Below are 18,558 nucleotides of genomic sequence, written 5' to 3'. Positions count from 1 at the left end.
GTTGCTCATGCAGCAATTTAGGGTGTCTACCGCCCGGTTACGAACTCCGCCGGCCGCACGCCAGAACCGTCATGACGCTGTGGTCGATCAGTCCTGCAGGCGCTCCGCATGCCAGGCGACATGGTCCGCCATGAACGTCGAGATGAAGTAGTAGGAATGATCGTATCCGGGCTGCATGCGGATCGTCGCCGGCTGACCGGCGCGCTCGCAGGCATTGGTCAGCAGCTGCGTCTTAAGCTGGCCTTCGAGAAACTCGTCCGCGTCACCCTGATCGACCAGCAGATCGGGCAGCCTGGCCCCGGCGTCGATCAGCGCGCACGTATCGTAGGCGTTCCAGCTTTCCCGATCCGCTCCGAGATAGCCGTTAAGCGCCTTTTGCCCCAACGAGCAATTCATCGGGCTGACGATCGGCGCGATCGCGCTGGTCGAACGGAACCGCCCCGGATTGCGCAAGCTGATCGTCAGCGCGCCGTGACCGCCCATGGAATGGCCCATCATGCCCTGCCGCGCGGTGTCGACAGGGAATTGCGCCGCGATCAGCACGGGCAACTCGCTCTCGACGTAGGCGCGCATCCGGTAATTCTTCGCCCACGGCTCCTGCGTCGCATCGATGAAGAAACCGGCGCCCTTGCCGAAATCCCAGCTGTCGCCGTTGGGCACGTCGTCGCCTCGCGGACTGGTGTCGGGAGCGACGAAGATGATGCCGTGCTTGGCGCAGGCGGCGCGGTATTCGCCTTTTTCGGTGACATTGGCATGCGTGCAGGTAAGCCCCGACAAGTACCAAAGCACCGGCAGCTTTGCGCCCGGCGCATGGTCCGGCACGAAAACCGAGAATGTCATTTCGCTCCCCGTCTCGGTCGAGGCATGGCGATAGACGCCCTGGGTGCCGCCATGACTGCGGCTGGTGCTGATGGTCTGCATGCTGGGTCCAGTTCGATCGTTTGTGGGCAGGCTGGAAGGCGGTGGGTGCGGTCAGCGCTTCAGAACAGCACCACGCTGCGGATGCTCTCGCCTGCGTGCATCAGATCGAAACCCTTGTTGATCTCGTCCAGGGTCAGGATGTGCGTGATCATCGGATCGATCTCGATCTGCCCATTCATGTACCAGTCGACGATCTTGGGGACGTCCGTCCGCCCCTTGGCGCCGCCGAATGCCGTGCCCCGCCAATTGCGACCGGTCACCAGCTGGAACGGGCGGGTGCTGATTTCCTTGCCGGCCTCGGCCACGCCGATGACGATCGAAGTGCCCCAGCCGCGATGGCAGGCCTCCAGCGCTGTGCGCATCACCTCGGTATTGCCGGTCGCGTCGAACGAGTAGTCGGCGCCGCCCTCCGTCAGTTCGACAACCTTGGCGACGGTTTCCTCGCGCGACAGCCCGCGCGAGTTGAGGAAGTGCGTCATGCCGAAGCGACGTCCCCACGCCTCGCGCTCGGGGTTGATGTCGACGCCGATGATCCGGCTCGCCCCGACCATCCGCGCGCCCTGGATGACGTTGAGGCCGATACCGCCCAGGCCGAACACGACCACGTTCTCGCCCGCGGCCACTTTCGCCGTGTTCACCACCGCGCCAACGCCGGTGGTGACGCCGCAGCCGATGTAGCACGACGTCTTGAACGGCGCGTCCTGGCGGATCTTGGCGACCGCGATCTCGGGCAGCACGGTGAAGTTCGAGAAGGTCGAACAACCCATGTAGTGGAAGATCTGCTGCCCCTTGTAGCTGAAGCGGCTGGTTCCGTCGGGCATCAGCCCCTGGCCTTGCGTGGCGCGGATCGCGGTGCACAGGTTGGTCTTGCCTGACAGGCACGACTTACACTGGCGGCACTCGGGGGTGTAGAGCGGGATGACGTGATCGCCCGGGGCCACACTGGTTACGCCCGCGCCCACTTCGCGCACGATGCCCGCGCCCTCGTGGCCCAGGATCGAGGGGAAGATGCCTTCGGAATCCAGTCCGTCCAGCGTGTAGGCATCGGTGTGGCAGATGCCCGTCGCCATGATCTCGACCAGCACTTCGCCGGCGCGCGGACCTTCCAGGTCGACTTCTACGATCTCGAGCGGCTGCTTGGCGGCAAATGCGACGGCGGCGCGGGTCTTCATGCGGATATCTCCTTTGCCGGGGTGGCAGGACGCGCTCCGCCCAGGCTTAACGTTGAGCGCAAGCCGGGGTACTCAAAGCTCGCCGCGTGCCCGGCGGATGGCGAACCACTTGGCGACGTTGCGGTTGTGGTCGGGCAGATTGTCGGCAAAGGCATGCCCGCCAGTGCCATCGGCGACCATGTAGAGCGCCTTGGTCTGCGCCGGATGCAGCACCGCCGCGATCGAATCCTTGCCGGGATTGGTGATCGGATGCTTGGGCAGGCCGACCATCGTATAAGTGTTGTAGTCGTTCACCGCCTGGATCTCGGACTGCAGGATGCGGCGGCCCAGCGGCTTGCCCTTGGTGATGGGGTAGATGATCGTGGGGTCGGCCTGCAGCATCATGCCTTGCTTCAGGCGGTTGCTGTAAAGCCCGGCCACCATCCCGCGCTCGGGTGGCTTGCCGGTTTCCTTTTCGACGATCGAGGCCAGCGTCAGCGCCTGTTCGGGGGTTTTCACCACCAGGCCGGGATCGCGCTTCGCCCATAGCTCGGCCAGCGTGCGGCTCATCGCCGCCTGCATCCGACGCAGAACGGCTTGCCGGGCCTCGCCCTTTTCGAAGGCGTAGCTGTCGGGCAGGACCGAGGCTTCGGCTGGAATGGCGATATCACCGATGAGCTGGTCCTGCGCCTTGAGCCGTTCATAGACCATGATCGAGGGCATGCCTTCTGGCACCACGACGAAGCGGCGGATCACCTCGTCGCTGGTGATGATCGACAGCACCTGGCTCATGCTGGCATGCGCGGGAATCGCAAACTCGCCCGCCTTGATGTCGCGCCCGCCGCCGAACACCCGCGCGCTGACCTTGAAGCCGGTGGCCGAGGCGATGATGCCCTTCGCCTCCAGCCGGTCCGCCACCGCGCCCAGGCTCGCGCCATTGGGTACGATGAACGTGCCGTCCTTGGCCAGCGGGCCAGAGCCGTACCAGCCGCTGAGGAACAGCCCGCCGGCGATGGCCAGGACGATCGCCAGCAGCGCCGCCAGTCCACAGCCGCGCCGGGAAAGCATCGTCGTCAGCCTAGACCGGCTTGCGCATGATCAGGCTGGCGTTGGTGCCGCCAAAGCCGAAGCTGTTGTTCAGCACCGCACGCACTTCGCGCTTTTTCGCGGTGTGCGGCACCAGATCGACGCCCAGGCAGCTCTCGCTCGGATTGTCGAGGTTGAGCGTGGGCGGCACGATCTGGTCACGCAGCGCCAGAATGCAGAAGATCGATTCGACCGCGCCGGCGCCGCCGAGCAAGTGGCCGATCGCCGACTTGGTCGAGCTCATCGAGACCTTGCCGATGGCATCGCCGAACAAACGCCGCACGGCCCCGAGTTCCAGCTCGTCGCCCAGCGGGGTCGAGGTGCCGTGCGCGTTGATGTAATCGATGTCGTCAGGCGTGAGGCCAGCTTTCTTGAGCGCCATCGCCATCGAGCGGTAAGCGCCCGAACCTTCGGGATGCGGCGCGGTCACGTGGTAGGCGTCGCCCGACAGGCCATATCCGATCACCTCGGCATAGATCTTCGCGCCGCGCGCCTTGGCATGCTCGTACTCTTCCAGCACGACGACGCCCGCGCCCTCACCCATGACGAAACCGTCACGCGCCTGGTCGTAGGGGCGGCTGGCCTTTTCGGGCTGATCGTTGAACCCGGTCGACAGCGCGCGCGCCTGCGCAAATCCGGCGATGCCGATCGGGCAGATGGTGCCTTCCGCGCCACCCGCCAGCATGATGTCGGCGTCGCCGTCCTTGATCATCCGCGCCGCGTCCCCGATCGAGTGCGCACCGGTCGAGCAGGCGGTGACGACCGCATGATTTGGCCCCATCAAGCCGTACTTGATCGACACCTGGCCCGAGATCAGGTTGATCAGGCGCCCGTGGACGAAGTGCGGGCTGACCCGGCTGGGTCCCTTGGTGGCGAGTACTTGCGACTCGCTTTCGATCCCCGGCAGGCCGCCGATGCCCGAACCGATCGAGCAACCCGCCATCAGGCGGGTTTCCTCGTCCATGTCGAGCAGGCCGGCGTCTTCGATCGCCTGACCTGCGGCATCGATGCCATAGATGATGAACGGATCGACCTGGCGCTGAACCTTATGGTCGACGCGCTTGTTGGGGTCGAAGCCATATTCGTGATCGGCCGGCTTCACCTCGCAGGCGATCCGGCATTTCTGGTCGGAGGCGTCGAAGCGGGTGATCGGACCGGCACCGGACTTGCCGGCCAGGATGTTGGCCCAAACGGTTTCGACGTCAGATCCCAACGGGGTGACGAGACCAAGGCCGGTTACGACGACGCGACGCATGCAACTCTCCGGTAAAAACGTACTAAGCCGGTAAAACACAACAGGCCCAACCCCCCATGGGAGCCGAGCCTGCCGTTATCATAATCCTCCGCCGCCCGCCGTGTTCGTCACGTCAGGGCCGCCGGATATCAGAACGGGGCGATCAGCCCTTGTTCTCTTCGATGTACTTGATCGCGTCCGAGACGGTGCTGATCTTCTCAGCCGCGTCGTCGGGGATCTCAACGCCGAATTCTTCTTCGAAGGCCATGACCAGCTCGACGATGTCGAGGCTGTCCGCGCCCAGATCATCGATGAAGCTTGCGTCTTCCGTAACCTTGTCCGCTTCGACGCCGAGGTGCTCGACAACGATCTTCTTAACCCGATCGGCGGTATCGCTCATTTGGTGACCCCTTAAAAAGCGGAGGTGGAAACTGTGTGTGCCGCCCTAATGACCGGGCAGCGTGCTGGCAAGCCTTGCGGCAATGTTCGGTTCATCTGGCGGACCGCTCCTGGCTCGACAAGCCCGAATAGCAGCACCACTTCAGTAGCGCTGCCGCAATCGGCAGCTCCCAACAAGGTATCACGGCCATGAGCGATCCACGAGACTGGTTCCGTCCCAAGATCATCGGCTTCGGGTACTCGCCGCGAACATGGGAGGGCTGGACGATCACCGGCGCGGTCCTGCTGGCGATCGTCACGGTCGGCAAGTTGCTGCACTGAGCCAGGCGGGCATCACCCCGCGTCTGGCGCCACCAACTTGCCTGTCGGGGCCGCCTTCAGCGGCTCCACCACTCGCATGTGTAGCTCGCGCAGTTGCCTCGCCTCGGCTGGTGAAGGTGCCCCCATCAGCAGATCCTCCGCGCGCTGGTTCATCGGGAACAGGCTGATCTCGCGCAGGTTCTGCACGCCGCACAGCAGCATCACGATACGGTCGACGCCCGCCGCCATGCCGCCGTGTGGCGGGGCGCCGTACTGGAACGCCCGGTAGAGGCCACCGAAGCGCTCCTCGACGTCGGCCTTGGACAGGCCCACCAGCTCGAACGCCTTGACCATCAACTCCGGGCTTTGGTTGCGGATCGAGCCCGAGGCGATCTCATAGCCGTTGCAGACGAGATCGTACTGGAAGGCGTTGATCTTGAGCGGATCGCCGTTCTGCAACGCGTCCATACCGCCCTGCGGCATCGAGAACGGATTGTGCGCGAAATCGACTTTTTTGTTGTCCTCGTCCCACTCGTAGAACGGGAAGTCGACGATCCAGGCCAGCTCGAAGCGGTCCTTGTCGATCAGGCCCAGCGTCTCGCCCACGCGGGTGCGCGCCAGACCGGCGAGCTTGGCCGCCTGCTCTTCCTTCCCGGCGGCGAAGAACAATCCATCGTCGGGCCCCAGGCCGAGCGTGTCGTAGAGCGCCGCCATCTTCTCAGGCCCATGATTCTTGGCGATCGGGCCGCCGAACTCGCCGCCCTTGCGAGTGACGTAGCCGAGCCCGGCATGACCTTCGGCGCGCGCCCAGTCATTCATCTCGTCGAAGAACTTGCGGCTCTTTTCCGCGGTCTTCGGCGCCGGGATGGCACGAACCACGCCGCCGCCACCCACGATCTTCTCGAACAGACCGAAGCCCGACTGGGTGAATTCGCTGGAGACATCCCGGATGATGAGCGGATTGCGCAGATCCGGCTTGTCGCTGCCATAATCGAGCAGCGCCTGCGCATGCGGGATCCGTGGGAACGCCCCCGTCGGCGTGACCGACTTGCCCGCGGCAAAGGCTTCGAAGATGCCGCCGATCACCGGCTCCATCGTTTCCCAGACTTCTTCCTGGGTAACGAAGCTCATCTCCAGGTCGAGTTGGTAGAACTCGCCGGGCAGACGATCGGCGCGCGGATCCTCGTCGCGAAAGCACGGCGCAATCTGGAAATAGCGGTCGAAGCCGGCGACCATCAGCAACTGCTTGTACTGCTGCGGCGCCTGCGGGAGGGCGTAGAACTTGCCCGGGTGGATGCGGCTGGGCACCAGGAAGTCGCGCGCGCCCTCAGGCGATGAGGCGGTGAGGATCGGCGTCGAGTACTCAGTGAAACCAGCGTCTTCCATGCGGTTGCGCATGTCGCGCACGATCCTGGTGCGGGTGACGATGTTGGCGTGCAGCGTCTCGCGCCGCAGGTCGAGGAAGCGGTACTTGAGGCGGATATCCTCGGGGTACTCCTGCTCGCCGGCGACCGGCATCGGCAATTCCTCGGCGCGGCTGAGGACGGTCACGCCGCGCGCGAACACTTCGATCTCACCGGTCGCGAGGTTGGGATTCACCGTGGCCGCGTTGCGTGCCTTCACTTCGCCTTCGATGGTGACGACGCTCTCGACGCGCAGCGCCTCCAGCAACGGCAGCGCGGGGCTGTCGCTATCTGCCACGACCTGGGTGATGCCGTAGTGGTCACGCAGATCGACGAACAGCACGCCGCCATGGTCGCGCTTGCGATGGACCCAGCCCGAGAGGCGGACAGTCTGGCCGACCTCGGTCGCGCTCAGAACGCCGCAGGTATGGGTGCGATAGGGATGGGTCATGGCTGGTTCGCGCTTCTTCGGATCATCGGAAATGACAAGCCGTGGCCCCTAGTCGCTTGTCGCGCACAATTCCAGCCGCGCGAGCGGGGTGGACCGAGGATCGCGTCTAAACCTGGCGTAAACCTTTTACTGCTAGCAGGATCGGTCTTGCCGGCGGGGGCGCAAAGCGAAAGCCAAGCCATGGAAAAGAACCACAACGAAGATGCCGTCTTCGGCCGCGACACGAGCGATCGGCATGACCCGACCCAGCCCCCGGGCAGCGCCGGCAGTCGCCCGATCAGCGGCACCGAACTGCGCCGCCGGCTGATCACGCCCGAGTCCCTTGCCGAATCCGCACAACAGCCGACACCTCGCGGCTTTCTGCGACGGCTGTTGCACCGCTGACCACGGCCTGTGCCCCGATGGCGTCAGGCGGATCGTAATATGACTTGAGATCCGCAGCGAAGTTGATTGCAGGACAGGTTCCGCATAAAGCCGCCGGAACATGCAAATTCACCCCTTGATCACCAAGTCCGAAGACCTCGCGGCCTTGTGCGCGCGGCTTGCGAACGCAGATTTCGTGTCGGTCGATACCGAGTTCATGCGCGAAAATACCTATTGGCCGGAACTCTGCCTGCTGCAGATCGCCGACACCAAGGAAGCGGCGGCGATCGATCCGCTGGCGCCAGGGCTCGACATGACGCCCTTGTGGGAACTGCTGACCAATAACGAGGACGTGCTCAAGGTCTTCCATGCCGGTGGGCAGGACGTCGAGATCATCTTCAACTTCACCGGCCGCACGCCGCATCCGATCTTCGATACACAGATCGCGATGATGGCGATCAGCCAGTCGGAGCAGATCGGCTACTCCAACCTGGTCGAGACCTGGCAGGGCATCACCGTCGACAAGGGTGCCCGCTTTACCGACTGGTCGCGCCGCCCCCTGTCGGACCGCCAGATAGAATATGCGATCGGCGACGTGACGCATCTCTCCAAGATCTTCCCCAAGATGCTCAAGCGCCTGATGAAGACGGGTCGCGGCGAGTGGCTGGATCAGGAGATGGAGAAGCTCGCCGATCCCGAAAACTACCGCAACGATCCCGGTCTGGCCTGGAAGCGGATCAAGGCGGCGGGCCGCAATGCGGGTGTGCTGGGTCGGCTCAAGGCGCTGGCGGCCTGGCGCGAGCACGAGTCGCAAAGCAAGAACATCCCGCGTGGCCGGATCGTGCGCGACGAAACCCTGGCCGACATCGCCGGGCATCCGCCCAAGACCCAGGCCGAGCTGGCCAAGGTGCGCGGCCTTTCGCAAGGCTGGAAGGACAACGATATCGGCAAGCGCATGATGCAGGTGCTCGCCGCTGCCGAGCCGTTGCCGGAGGACGAAATGCCCCCGCGCGCGGCGCGCGGTGCGCCGCTGGGCAAGGAAGGATCGCTGGTCGCCGACTTGCTCAAGCTGCTGCTCAAGATCCGCGCACGCGAGATCGATGCGGCGTCACGGCTGCTGGCCCGCAGCGAGGAACTGGAACTGCTCGCTGCCGGAGTCCGCAAGAACCTGGCGATGCTCGAAGGCTGGCGTTACGAGGCGTTCGGCCGCGACGCGCTGGATCTGGTGGAGGGCAAGCTCGCCTTCGCGGTGGTCAACGGGCGCCTCAAGATGACCCATGTCGACGATACGCTGGTGGCGGAACCGGCGGTCCCAGCCATCGAAGCGACAAGCGAGTAGGCACGCTTACCCCCGTGATCGAACGGCCTTGCCCTTCTACAAGGCTTGGCGTTGGGCACATGGCCGTGCATAGCGTGCACTTGTGACCGTTTATCAGCCCACTCTCAAGCAACTGCAGTACCTCGTCTCGTTGCACGAGCACGGCCATTTCGGGCGTGCCGCGGATGCGTCGTTCGTATCGCAGTCGACGCTTTCCGCCGGACTGCGCGATCTCGAGGCGCTGCTCGGCGTCGTGCTGGTCGAGCGCACCAAGCGCGCGGTGCGCTTCACGCCGCTGGGTAACGCCGTCGTCGACAAGGCCCATCGGATCCTGCGCGAAACCGAGGAGTTGTCCGACCTCATCCAGTCCAGCGGGCAGCCGCTTTCGGGCGAATTGCGGATGAGCGTGATCCCCACGATCGCCCCTTTCCTGCTACCGCGCATGCTTCCACGCTTGCGCCGGGAGCGCCCCAATCTGAAGCTGTTCCTGCGCGAAGAGCCGAGCGCAGCCGCTGTCGAATCGCTTCACCACGGCCGCGCCGACTGCGTTCTGCTCGCCCTTCCATACGCCACCGGCGAGGTCGAGAAGGAGACGATCGAGCTCGACGCCTTTTTCGTCGCCTTCCCCCGCGACGATCCGCGCAACATCCCTGCCGAGATCGAGCCCGACGTCATCGACGAGCACAAGCTGCTCCTGCTTGAGGATGGGCATTGCCTCAAAGATCACGCGCTGGCGGCGTGCAACCGACCCGAACTGCGCGCCTCGGCGACGATGATCGGCACTTCGCTGCATACGCTGGTGCAGATGGTGGACAACGGGCTCGGCCTGACGATGCTGCCCGAAATGGCTCTCGACGCCGGCATTCTCAACGGCACGAACGTGGTCGCAAAGCCGCTGCATTCGCCCAACGCGAACCGCGAAATCGCACTCGTGTGGCGCAAGAATTCACCACGTTCCGAAGAATTTCGCATGTTGGCCGACGAGCTGCGCGCAGGCTGAACGGTCGGCTACGGTTCATCTGCCGTTGCCTTCCCACGCATTCGCGCCGTCCTGATCAAAGCGTCCGGTGCCGACGTCAATCCATGTGCTTGAGGCCGACTCGCAGGTAATCCCAACCGGTCACCAGGGTCAGCGCCGCCGCCAGCCACAAGGTAGTCAGGCCCACGGTATGCGGCACGTTGATGGTCAGCGAACCTGCGGCCATGTTCCACCACGGCATCGCATGGCCCAGAATGAGGGCGCCCAGCGAGACCAGCTGGAACGTCGTCTTCCACTTGGCAAGCTTGCTCACCGGAATCGAAACCTGCAAGCCGCCCAGAAATTCGCGCAGACCGGACACCGCGATTTCGCGCACCAGGATGATGAGACCGGCGATCACGTGCATGTCGCCGACATAGGGGCCGCGCAGGATGCCTTGCGCCGTCAGCACCAGGATCACGGCCGCGATCATGATCTTGTCGGCGATCGGATCAAGGAACATCCCCAGCCGTGACACCGCCCCGCTGGACCGGGCCAGATAGCCGTCGAAGTAGTCGGTGATACCCATCAGCGAATACAAGGCGAACGCCAGGCCATACCCGGCCTCCCAGGTCGGCCACCAGAGCAGGAACGCCAGCAGCGGCACAGCCAGTATGCGGGAAAGGGTGAGCAGATTCGGCAAGGTCAGCATTTGCCTGACCTTTACGCCCTGCGTTCGCCCGGTGGAAGCCGCGGATTAATTTGATCGCAAAGGGTTGCCCGCGCTGCGTCGGGCACTAAGTGTCCCACGCAGCATTCGCGAGCAACGCAGGACGCATGACGACATCGACCCAGCTTATACGGGCACGCCGCTTCCTGCCTTTGTTCGTCACCCAGTTGCTGGGTGCCTTCAACGACAACCTGTTCAAGAACGCGATGGTGTTCTTCGTGGTGTACTCGGTCTATAATTCCGAGAGCACGGAGATGTGGTTCAGCGCGATCGCCTCCGGCGTGTTCGTGACGCCGTTCTTCCTGCTTTCGGCCCTGGCCGGACAGCTTGCCGACATGCGGGACAAGGCGCGGATCATCCGCATCGTCAAGGCGTGCGAGATCGGCATCATGGCCGTCGGCGGCGCGGGCCTGATCCTGGCCTGGCAAGGCGTCGCGATCGGCTCGCTGTCGATGCCGTTGATGCTGCTCGCGCTGTTCGCGATGGGGGTCCATTCGACCTTCTTCGGCCCGATCAAGTACGCGATCCTGCCTCAGCATCTTGCTTCGAACGAAGTGCTGGCCGGTACCGGGCTGGTCGAGGCCGGGACGTACATGGCGGTGCTTGCCGGCACGATCGTGGCCGGCTGGATCGGCGTACACTGGGCCGCGCTGGGAGTGGTGCTTGTCGCACTGGCGGGTTTTGCCACGAGCCAGTTCGTCCCGTCCGCCCCTGCGCAGGGCAAGGTCGAGCCGATCGATTTCAACGTGTTTCGCTCATCCTACAAGCTCATTTCGGACACCGTGCACGACCGCCGCGTCTTCCTGGCGATCGTGGCGATCAGCATCTTCTGGGCGATCTGCACGATCCTGTTCGTCCAGTTCACGCCGCTTGCGAAGAATGTTTTAAGTGCCAGCAAGGAAGTCGCCAGCCTGTTCCTGGTGATCTTCTCGGTCGGCGTCGCGCTGGGTTCGGTGTCGATCAATGCCCTGCTCAAGGGCACGGTGTCGGCGCGGTTCGCCCCGATCGCGGTCATCGCCATGGGCGGCTTCCTGATCGGGTTCGAAGCGATATGCAGTGACTGGGAGCCCGCTCGCGCGATGATGGACGTACCCACGTTCATCGCCCATCCTCTCGCGCCGATGCTGCTGCTGATGCTGCTGGGCATCGCGGTATCGGGTGGGATGTTCGTGGTGCCGCTCTATGCGTTCCTCACGACTTTCGTCGAAAAGTCGCAAACCGCGCGCACGATCGCTGCCAACAACATCGTCAACTCGGGCGCGATGGTCGTCGGCGCGTTGTTCGCCGGATTGTTGAGCCTGATCGGTCTGGCGGTGGTGCAGCAGTTGCTCGTCGTTGCCGCATGCTGCCTGCTGCCCGCCTGGTTCGGCTATGTCCTGTTCCGGGCGGAACGCGCGGCGCTGCTTCCCGCCTAGCTCAGGCGAGAAACACGGTAACCGCGACGAACATCGCGCAGTACGTGCCGACGAAGCTCTGCCAGTCCTCGACGATAATCTGCCGCATCGAGCGTGATGCTGGTGCGTTGGGGTTCGCCGCGCATACATGGGGCGGCAAGGAACGACGGAAGGGATGACGAGCGCCTTCGTCGGTCAGAACAAGGGCGCGGCGTTTGAGCGGTGTGGTCATGGCCACATGCTTAAGAATTCGTTACCGTTCTAGCTATCGCTTCTATCGGCCAGACCCGAAACGACACGTGGCGAAAATTTGGTGGAACCAAACGCCCGTCGGCCCTTCACCGCCGCACTGCCCGCAAATGCGGCTCCACATACGAAAAAGACCGCCCGAAGGCGGCCTTTCCCTAGTCGATTTACGATCGGATCAGATCGAGTCGCCGAGGGCGCCCTTGACCTTACCCTTGACCTGCTGGGCTTCGCCCTTGGTCTCTTGCGCCTTGCCTTCAGCCTCGAGCTCCGGGTTGTTCTTGCCGGCGACAGCCTGCTTCACATTGCCGATAGCTTCGTTGGCGAGGCCCTTGGCCTTGTCGGTCAGTTCACCCATGGTCTTGCTCCTTGTGTGAAGACGAACACCAGTTGTTCGCCTTTGATCAAGAAACCAGTTGATCTAAGCTAAGTTCCAAACTGCTTGTAACATCTTGTATCATATGTCTGGCTCGTGCTTCGCAAGTGCCAATACGTGCTTCCACTCATCGGCGGTGACCGCCGCAACGGATAGCCGCGATAGCCTGACCACTTCCATGTCCGCCAGCGCAGTATCGGCCTTCATCTCCTTGAGCGTGACGGGCCGCGCCAGCTTTCTGACCGGCTCGAGCTTGACCGCGGCCCACTTTCCATCCGGATCACCGGAATCGGTCAGGCCGGATTGCGTGATTTTGGCGATGCCGACGATCTCCTTGCCGATGTTGGAATGATAGAAGAACACCTCATCACCCACCTTCATCGCGCGCAAGTTGTTGGCCGCGCGATGATTGCGCACGCCGTCCCAGGTGCCCTCGCCTTCCGCGACAAGATGGTCCCAGCCATAGACGTCAGGCTCGGACTTCATCAGCCAATAACTCTTGGACATGCCGCGCGCCTCTTCGACTTGGGGATCGTTTTGGACTAGAGATCGGGCACTTACCCCATTCATCCCGGATCGCACACATGGACATCGCCGAAATTCCCATCCTCAGCCTGGACGGTGAGCCACGCAGCTTCTCGTCGCAGATCGGCGCCAGCTTTCGCACGTTCGGTTTCGCCATGGTGCGCGATCACGGCATCGATGCGACGCTGATAGCCGAAGCATGGCGTCTCACCGCTGCGCTTTTCGCGCGGCCGGTCGAGGAAAAGATGCGCGGCTTCGTGCCCGGCACCGGTGGCGCGCGCGGCTACACGCCCTTCCGCACCGAAGTCGCCAAGGGCGCGAGCGAAAAAGACCTCAAGGAATTCTGGCACGTCGGGCGTGATCTGCCCGCCGGACATCCCTTGTCGGCGACAATGGCGCCGAATGTCTGGCCCGAGCGCCCCGACGGCTTCGATGACGTGTTCACCGAACTGTTCGCGGAGTTCGACCGCGCCGGCGCCCGTATCCTTTGCGCCATCGCCCTGGACCTCGGCCTCGACGAGCACTGGTTCGATGCCGCGATCGCCGATGGCAATTCGGTGCTGCGCCTGCTGCATTACCCCCCCGTCAGCGCCGAAGCGGGCGGCGCAATTCGTGCCGGCGCGCATGAGGACATCAACCTCATAACGCTGCTGCTTGGTGCCGAAGAGGCTGGCCTCGAACTGCTCGGCCGGGACGGTCGCTGGCTGTCCATCGCCCCGCCCGAAGGTGCGCTGGTCGTCAACATCGGCGACATGCTCCAGCGCCTGACCAACCATGTCCTGCCCTCGACCACACACCGGGTGCGCAACCCGGCCGGCGAGCGTGCCGGCGTCAGCCGCTATTCGATGCCGTTCTTCCTCCACCCGCGCAGCGATTTCAGGATCGAGACCCTGCCCGGCTGCATATCGGCGTCGAACCCTGATCGTTACCCCATCACCATCACCGCCGACGACTATCTGCAGGAACGCCTGCGCGAAATCGGACTGAAGGGCTGAGGGTGGACGCCGCCCCCGTCAAAGCCTAGATCGCGCCTCATGCGGATCGAGTTCACCAAGATGCATGGCCTGGGCAACGATTTCGTCGTGCTCGACGGGCGGGAGCGGCCGATTCCCGAGATCGACGCCGGGATCGCGGCCGCCATCGCCGATCGCCATACCGGCATCGGCTGCGACCAGTTGCTGCTGCTGGAACCCTCGACCGCCGCCGACTTTCGCATGCGCATCTTCAATGCCGACGGCAGCGAGGTCGAAGCCTGCGGCAACGCCACGCGCGCGATCGGGCTGCTGCATGGCGCCGCCGTGCGGGTCGAGACGCTGGGTGGGATCGTCGCCGCCGCTCCTTCGCGAGACGGTATCGCGGTCGAGATGGGGCAACCCCGTTTCGCCTGGAACGAGATCCCGCTGGCCTATGCGATGGACACCCACGCCATGCCCGTCGCCTGGGAGGATCTGGCCGATCCGATCGCCGTCAATGTCGGCAATCCCCACGCGATCTTCTTCGTCCCCGATACCCACGCCGTCGATCTGGCGCGGCTCGGCCCCGAGATCGAGCACGACCAGCTGTTTCCCGAGCGGATCAACGTCAATGTCGCCACGGTGACCGCGCGCAACGCCATCCGCCTGCGGGTGTGGGAGCGCGGCGCCGGCCTTACCCGCGCGTGTGGCACCGGGGCCTGCGCGACCGCCATCGCTGCCATGCGGCGTGGGCTGGTCGACCGTCGCGTCACCGTGAAGCTCCCCGGCGGCGCGCTATCGATCACCTGGCGCGACGATGGCGAGATCGTCATGACCGGCCCTGCCGCCGAGAGTTTTCGGGGTGATTTCGACGCCGCTTCCTATGGCTTGTTCGAGTTCGGGACCGCGGGTTGACGCTGGAAGTGCTATCGCTTGGTTGCCGGCTCAATCTTGCTGAAAGCGAGCGGCTGCGCGGGCTGCTCGCCGACGCGGACGATCTGGTGGTGATCAACTCCTGCGCGGTGACGGCCGAAGCCGTGCGCCAGACCCGCCAGGCGATCCGGCGTGCGCGCCGGGCGCGGCCCGATGCACGGCTGCTGGTCACCGGTTGCGCCGCAGAGGTCGAGCGCGAGGCGATGGCGGCGATGCCGGAGGTGGATGGGCTGATCGCCAACGCCGCCAAGCTCGATCCGCGCGTCTGGAATCTGCCGGCGAGCACACCCGCGCCACGCCTGCGCGCCTACACCCGTGCCTTCGTACAGGTTCAGAACGGCTGCGATCACGCCTGCACCTTTTGCGTGATCCCGCAAGGTCGCGGACCGGGCCGCTCACTCACGATCGATCAGGTGCTCGACGATGTCGGCGACCATGTAGCCCGCGGCGTGCGCGAGATCGTCCTCACCGGCGTCGACCTTACGTCCTGGGGCGCCGACTTGCCGAACGCACCGCGACTGGGCACCTTGTGCGAGGCGATCCTGGCGCGTTTCGCCGGCCTGCCACGCCTCCGCCTGTCGTCAGTTGATGGTGCCGAAGTGGATGACGCCTTGTTCGAACTGCTCGCGTCCGAGCAGCGGATGATGCCCCACTTGCACCTTTCGCTGCAATCGGGCGACGACATGATCCTCAAACGCATGAAGCGCCGGCACTCGCGCGCGGATGCGATCGCACTGGTCGAGCGTCTGCGCGCCCGGCGCGGCGAGATCGCGATCGGCGCCGATCTGATCGCGGGTTTCCCAACCGAGAGCGACGCCATGCACGCGGCGAGTCGCTCCATCATCGACGCCTTGGGCGTGGTCCACGGCCATGTCTTCCCCTACTCCCCACGACCGGCGACTCCCGCCGCTCGCATGCCGCAGGTGGCGCCAGCCATCGCCCGAGCCCGCGCCGCCGAACTGCGTCAGGCCGTCGCGCGGCAGCGCGCCGATTGGCTCTCGCGCTTGATCGATACTCCGCTATCCGTTCTTGCCGAGCGTGGCGGAAGCGGCCATTCGCCCCAATTCGCTCCGGTTCGCTTGCCGGCAGACACGCCTGCGGGCGCGCTGGTGACTTTGGTCCCGACGAAGATCGTCGAAGGAATGCTGGAATGACGACCGACCTGCCCACCGATGGCGCCAGTGGCGAAGCCTGGTCCAATCGCCTTTTCGGCGGCTTTCGCAAGACCTCCGAACGCCTGTCGGAAAACCTGTCCGGCATCGTCGGCAAGACCCGTCTCGAAGAACACCAGCTCGACGACCTGGAAGATGCGCTGATCTCGTCCGACCTTGGCCCCCGCGCCGCGGCGCGCATCCGGGCGCGGCTTGCCGACGAACGGTTCGAGCGCGATGCCGACGAAGCGGCGATCATGGCGGTCGTCGCGCGTGAGATCGCCGACATCCTGCGCCCGGTGGCCAAGCCGCTCGACATCATCGCTTTTCCCCGACCGCAAGTGATCCTGGTGATCGGCGTCAACGGGTCGGGCAAGACCACCACGATCGCGAAGCTGGCGCACCTGTTCCAGGAACAGGACTATTCGGTGATGCTGGCCGCCGGCGATACTTTCCGCGCGGCCGCGATCGGCCAGTTGCGAGTCTGGGCGGACCGTGTCGGCGTACCGATCATCACCGGTCCAGAAGGCGGTGACCCGGCCAGCGTCGTCTTCGATGCGGTCAGGGCCGCGACCGATCAGGGCATCGATGCGCTGATCGTCGACACTGCTGGCCGCTTGCAGAACAAGCGTGAACTGATGGACGAGCTGGCGAAGATCCGCCGCGTTCTCGGTCGCCTCAACCCGGAGGCACCGCACGATGTCGTCCTCGTCCTCGACGCGACGAACGGGCAGAACGCGTTGTCCCAGATCGAGATCTTCCAGCAGGTCGCCGGCGTATCCGGACTTATCATGACCAAGCTTGACGGCACCGCGCGCGGCGGCGTGCTGGTCGCGGCGGCCGAACAATATGGCCTGCCGATACATGCGATCGGTGTGGGTGAGCGGATCGACGATCTGCGCCCGTTCGACCCCGACCTCCTGGCCCGCGTCATCGCGGGGATTGCGTGACAATGACTGATACCCAAACCGAGAAGCCCAAGTCCTCCTGGGTGAACCTGATTGTCGATTTCGGGCCGCTGCTGGTCTTCTTCCTGACGTATCGCCACTATTCGCCGGCGGACAACGAGAACAGCATCGGCGTGGTCTTCGCGGTGACCAAGGGCACGGTCGCGTTCATGATCGCGACGATTTTCGCGCTGATCATCTCCAAGTGGCGGCTGGGCCACATCACGCCGATGGTCTGGCTCTCGACCACGCTGATCCTGGGATTCGGCGCGCTGACGGTGTTCTTCAACGATCCCTTCTGGATTCAGATAAAGCCGACCGCAGTCTACCTGATCTTCGCCGCCGTGTTGTTCGGCGGGCTGATCAAGGGCAAGGCGATGTTACGCTACCTGCTGCAATCGGCGTTCGAAGGTCTCGACAATGCCGGCTGGCTCAAGCTTTCGCGCAATTGGGCAGTCTTCTTCCTGTTCCTCGCCGGACTGAACGAGGTTCTGCGCCAGGTCCTGACCTTCGGCGGCTGGCTGCAGGCCAAGCTCTGGCTGTTCACCGGGCTATCGTTCGTCTTCACCTTTTCGCAGATCCCGATGGTGCTGCGTCATGGCATGGGCGACGATGCGAAGGAAAAGCTGATCGAGAACCCACCCATCGATCAGTGATGCAGGCGCCGCCGCGAGCCGTGTCCGCGGCGGCGCTGGCCATCAGCGTAGCCTGGGCAAAAGCTCTTTTTGGCAAAAGGCGATGAAGCCGGCCTGATCGTCACCCGGGCAAGTCAGCACCAGGTGATCGAAGCCTGCATCCAGATACTTCTGGATCGTTGCGAGATGAACCTGGGCGTCCGGTCCGGCCGAGAGCTTGTCGGCAAGATCCTCGGGCCTGACATATTTGGTGGCCGCTTCAAAGCCGGCGACGTCGCGCAATTCCGAATTAACCGACCAGTCGAAGGCGCTGAAGCGGAAGCGATCATGCGCGTTCTTCAGTCCTTCCTCTTTCGTCGCCGCCCAGGCCAGCGTCACCTCGCCATAGACAGGCGCGTCCTGCCCCGCCTCGTCCTTGTAGCTCTTGACCATTTCGCCTTCCGGGCTGGTCGCCATGATCCCGTCCGCCTTCTCGACCGCGAGAGCGATCGACTTGGGCCCGCTGACCCCCATCGTCACCACGATCGGCTGATCGGGCAAGTCATAAAGCTGCGCGTGATCGACGTCGAAGAACTGCCCCTCGTAGCTGTGCACACCGCCGCCCCACAGCAGGCGGAAGATGTCGATCGCCTCGCCCAGCATCTCGTGCCTGATCGGGGTCGAGGGCCAGAGCGCGCCCGTCACATGCTCGTTCAGGCGCTCGCCCGAACCGACGGCGAGGCTGAAGCGATTGTCGCTCATCACCGCGATCGTCGCCGCGGCCTGCGCGATGATCGCCGGGTGGTAGCGGATGATAGGGCAGGTCAGCCCGGTGGTAATGCCGATCGTGTCGGTGGCATGGGCGATCGCGCCCAGGACGCTCCAGGCGAACGGCGCATGACCCTGCGCTTCGAGCCAGGGGTGAAAGTGATCCGAGATCGACACGAAATCGAACCCCGCCCGCTCGGACGCCACCGCGTTGGCGACAAGATCCTTGGGACCGTGTTCCTCGGTCATCAGCTTGTACCCGAACTTCGTCATCGTGCTCTCCCGCGAATGGCTATGCCAAGGCAAAGCGCCGACGCGGCAAAAAGTTCTGACGCGG

21 protein-coding genes are annotated in these 18,558 nt (G+C 64.3%); 10 read left to right on the top strand and 11 right to left on the bottom strand.

The annotated features are described in order from the left end of the window. Positions 1–87 precede the first annotated feature (87 nt). The 5 genes from fghA to ACXJ1Z_RS12815 form a co-directional block, all read right to left on the bottom strand. Positions 88–921, bottom strand: coding sequence for an S-formylglutathione hydrolase (gene fghA, locus ACXJ1Z_RS12835; protein ID WP_463777133.1), 834 nt, complete (start codon positions 919–921; stop codon positions 88–90). 59 nt (positions 922–980) lie between these two features. Continuing rightward, positions 981–2,093 carry an S-(hydroxymethyl)glutathione dehydrogenase/class III alcohol dehydrogenase gene (locus tag ACXJ1Z_RS12830; protein ID WP_463777131.1) on the bottom strand — a complete coding sequence of 371 codons (1,113 nt, stop codon included), beginning with the start codon at positions 2,091–2,093 and terminating at the stop codon, positions 981–983. A gap of 72 nt (positions 2,094–2,165) precedes the next feature. Further along, positions 2,166–3,140 carry an endolytic transglycosylase MltG gene (gene mltG, locus ACXJ1Z_RS12825; RefSeq protein ID WP_463777129.1) on the bottom strand — a complete coding sequence of 325 codons (975 nt, stop codon included), beginning with the start codon at positions 3,138–3,140 and terminating at the stop codon, positions 2,166–2,168. A 10-nt stretch (positions 3,141–3,150) separates the two neighbouring features. Beyond that, entirely contained in the window at positions 3,151–4,413 is a 1,263-nt protein-coding gene (fabF, locus tag ACXJ1Z_RS12820) for a beta-ketoacyl-ACP synthase II (RefSeq protein WP_463777127.1), read from the bottom strand. Between the two features lie 142 nt (positions 4,414–4,555). Continuing rightward, positions 4,556–4,792: an acyl carrier protein gene (locus tag ACXJ1Z_RS12815; RefSeq protein WP_039282540.1), complete on the bottom strand. Its 237-nt coding sequence runs from the start codon at positions 4,790–4,792 to the stop codon at positions 4,556–4,558. A gap of 188 nt (positions 4,793–4,980) precedes the next feature. On the opposite strand from ACXJ1Z_RS12815, the gene ACXJ1Z_RS12810 reads away from it, so the two are divergent. Continuing rightward, the gene (locus tag ACXJ1Z_RS12810; RefSeq protein ID WP_463777125.1) at positions 4,981–5,112 is read left to right on the top strand and encodes a hypothetical protein; all 132 of its coding nucleotides are present in this window, start codon (positions 4,981–4,983) and stop codon (positions 5,110–5,112) included. A gap of 12 nt (positions 5,113–5,124) precedes the next feature. Here the strand turns inward: ACXJ1Z_RS12810 and aspS are convergent, their stop codons facing one another. Further along, positions 5,125–6,945 (bottom strand): aspartate--tRNA ligase, encoded by a 1,821-nt coding sequence (gene aspS / locus ACXJ1Z_RS12805; RefSeq protein WP_463777124.1) that lies wholly within the window; start codon positions 6,943–6,945, stop codon positions 5,125–5,127. A gap of 180 nt (positions 6,946–7,125) precedes the next feature. On the opposite strand from aspS, the gene ACXJ1Z_RS12800 reads away from it, so the two are divergent. The 3 genes from ACXJ1Z_RS12800 (at position 7,126) to ACXJ1Z_RS12790 (ending at position 9,626) form a co-directional block, all read left to right on the top strand. Beyond that, on the top strand, positions 7,126–7,329 hold the full coding sequence (locus ACXJ1Z_RS12800; RefSeq protein WP_463777122.1) for a hypothetical protein: 204 nt from the start codon (positions 7,126–7,128) through the stop codon (positions 7,327–7,329). Between the two features lie 100 nt (positions 7,330–7,429). Beyond that, entirely contained in the window at positions 7,430–8,647 is a 1,218-nt protein-coding gene (gene rnd, locus ACXJ1Z_RS12795; protein ID WP_463777120.1) for a ribonuclease D, read from the top strand. An 82-nt stretch (positions 8,648–8,729) separates the two neighbouring features. Beyond that, on the top strand, positions 8,730–9,626 hold the full coding sequence (locus tag ACXJ1Z_RS12790) for a hydrogen peroxide-inducible genes activator (RefSeq protein WP_463777118.1): 897 nt from the start codon (positions 8,730–8,732) through the stop codon (positions 9,624–9,626). Between the two features lie 76 nt (positions 9,627–9,702). Here the strand turns inward: ACXJ1Z_RS12790 and pgsA are convergent, their stop codons facing one another. Next, positions 9,703–10,296: a CDP-diacylglycerol--glycerol-3-phosphate 3-phosphatidyltransferase gene (pgsA, locus tag ACXJ1Z_RS12785; protein WP_463777117.1), complete on the bottom strand. Its 594-nt coding sequence runs from the start codon at positions 10,294–10,296 to the stop codon at positions 9,703–9,705. A 125-nt stretch (positions 10,297–10,421) separates the two neighbouring features. On the opposite strand from pgsA, the gene ACXJ1Z_RS12780 reads away from it, so the two are divergent. Next, a complete protein-coding gene (locus ACXJ1Z_RS12780) occupies positions 10,422–11,729 on the top strand; it encodes an MFS transporter (protein ID WP_463777115.1) in 1,308 nt (435 codons plus the stop codon). 1 nt (position 11,730) lies between these two features. On the opposite strand, the gene ACXJ1Z_RS12775 is transcribed toward ACXJ1Z_RS12780, so the two are convergent. The 3 genes from ACXJ1Z_RS12775 to ACXJ1Z_RS12765 all read right to left on the bottom strand — a co-directional run bounded on the left by ACXJ1Z_RS12775 (position 11,731) and on the right by ACXJ1Z_RS12765 (position 12,837). Then, positions 11,731–11,940, bottom strand: a complete 210-nt coding sequence (locus tag ACXJ1Z_RS12775) for a hypothetical protein (protein WP_463777113.1) — start codon at positions 11,938–11,940, stop codon at positions 11,731–11,733. Positions 11,941–12,132: 192 nt separating this feature from the next. Beyond that, a complete protein-coding gene (locus tag ACXJ1Z_RS12770; RefSeq protein WP_463777112.1) occupies positions 12,133–12,312 on the bottom strand; it encodes a CsbD family protein in 180 nt (59 codons plus the stop codon). A gap of 99 nt (positions 12,313–12,411) precedes the next feature. Then, the gene (locus ACXJ1Z_RS12765) at positions 12,412–12,837 is read right to left on the bottom strand and encodes an EVE domain-containing protein (protein ID WP_463777111.1); all 426 of its coding nucleotides are present in this window, start codon (positions 12,835–12,837) and stop codon (positions 12,412–12,414) included. 77 nt (positions 12,838–12,914) lie between these two features. Between ACXJ1Z_RS12765 and ACXJ1Z_RS12760 the strand changes: the two genes are divergently transcribed. Genes ACXJ1Z_RS12760 through ACXJ1Z_RS12740 form a run of 5 tightly spaced genes read left to right on the top strand, consistent with a single transcriptional unit; the run spans position 12,915 to position 17,495 of the window. Continuing rightward, positions 12,915–13,850 carry an isopenicillin N synthase family dioxygenase gene (locus ACXJ1Z_RS12760; protein ID WP_463777109.1) on the top strand — a complete coding sequence of 312 codons (936 nt, stop codon included), beginning with the start codon at positions 12,915–12,917 and terminating at the stop codon, positions 13,848–13,850. A 39-nt stretch (positions 13,851–13,889) separates the two neighbouring features. After that, on the top strand, positions 13,890–14,723 hold the full coding sequence (gene dapF, locus ACXJ1Z_RS12755; protein ID WP_463777108.1) for a diaminopimelate epimerase: 834 nt from the start codon (positions 13,890–13,892) through the stop codon (positions 14,721–14,723). Continuing rightward, positions 14,720–15,895, top strand: coding sequence for a MiaB/RimO family radical SAM methylthiotransferase (locus tag ACXJ1Z_RS12750; RefSeq protein WP_463777107.1), 1,176 nt, complete (start codon positions 14,720–14,722; stop codon positions 15,893–15,895). The genes dapF and ACXJ1Z_RS12750 overlap by 4 nt, the downstream gene beginning before the upstream one ends. Beyond that, positions 15,892–16,842 carry a signal recognition particle-docking protein FtsY gene (gene ftsY / locus ACXJ1Z_RS12745; protein WP_463777105.1) on the top strand — a complete coding sequence of 317 codons (951 nt, stop codon included), beginning with the start codon at positions 15,892–15,894 and terminating at the stop codon, positions 16,840–16,842. Before ACXJ1Z_RS12750 ends, ftsY begins: the two co-directional genes overlap by 4 nt. 2 nt (positions 16,843–16,844) lie before the next feature. Continuing rightward, entirely contained in the window at positions 16,845–17,495 is a 651-nt protein-coding gene (locus ACXJ1Z_RS12740; protein ID WP_463777103.1) for an inner membrane-spanning protein YciB, read from the top strand. Between the two features lie 42 nt (positions 17,496–17,537). On the opposite strand, the gene ACXJ1Z_RS12735 is transcribed toward ACXJ1Z_RS12740, so the two are convergent. Beyond that, a complete protein-coding gene (locus ACXJ1Z_RS12735; protein WP_463777101.1) occupies positions 17,538–18,494 on the bottom strand; it encodes a TIGR03557 family F420-dependent LLM class oxidoreductase in 957 nt (318 codons plus the stop codon). Between the last annotated feature and the right edge of the window lie 64 nt (positions 18,495–18,558).

The organism is Novosphingobium sp. TK46, assembly GCF_055361525.1.
Note: the sequence above shows the minus strand (reverse complement) of the source record. Positions and strands in the feature narration are given on the sequence as shown.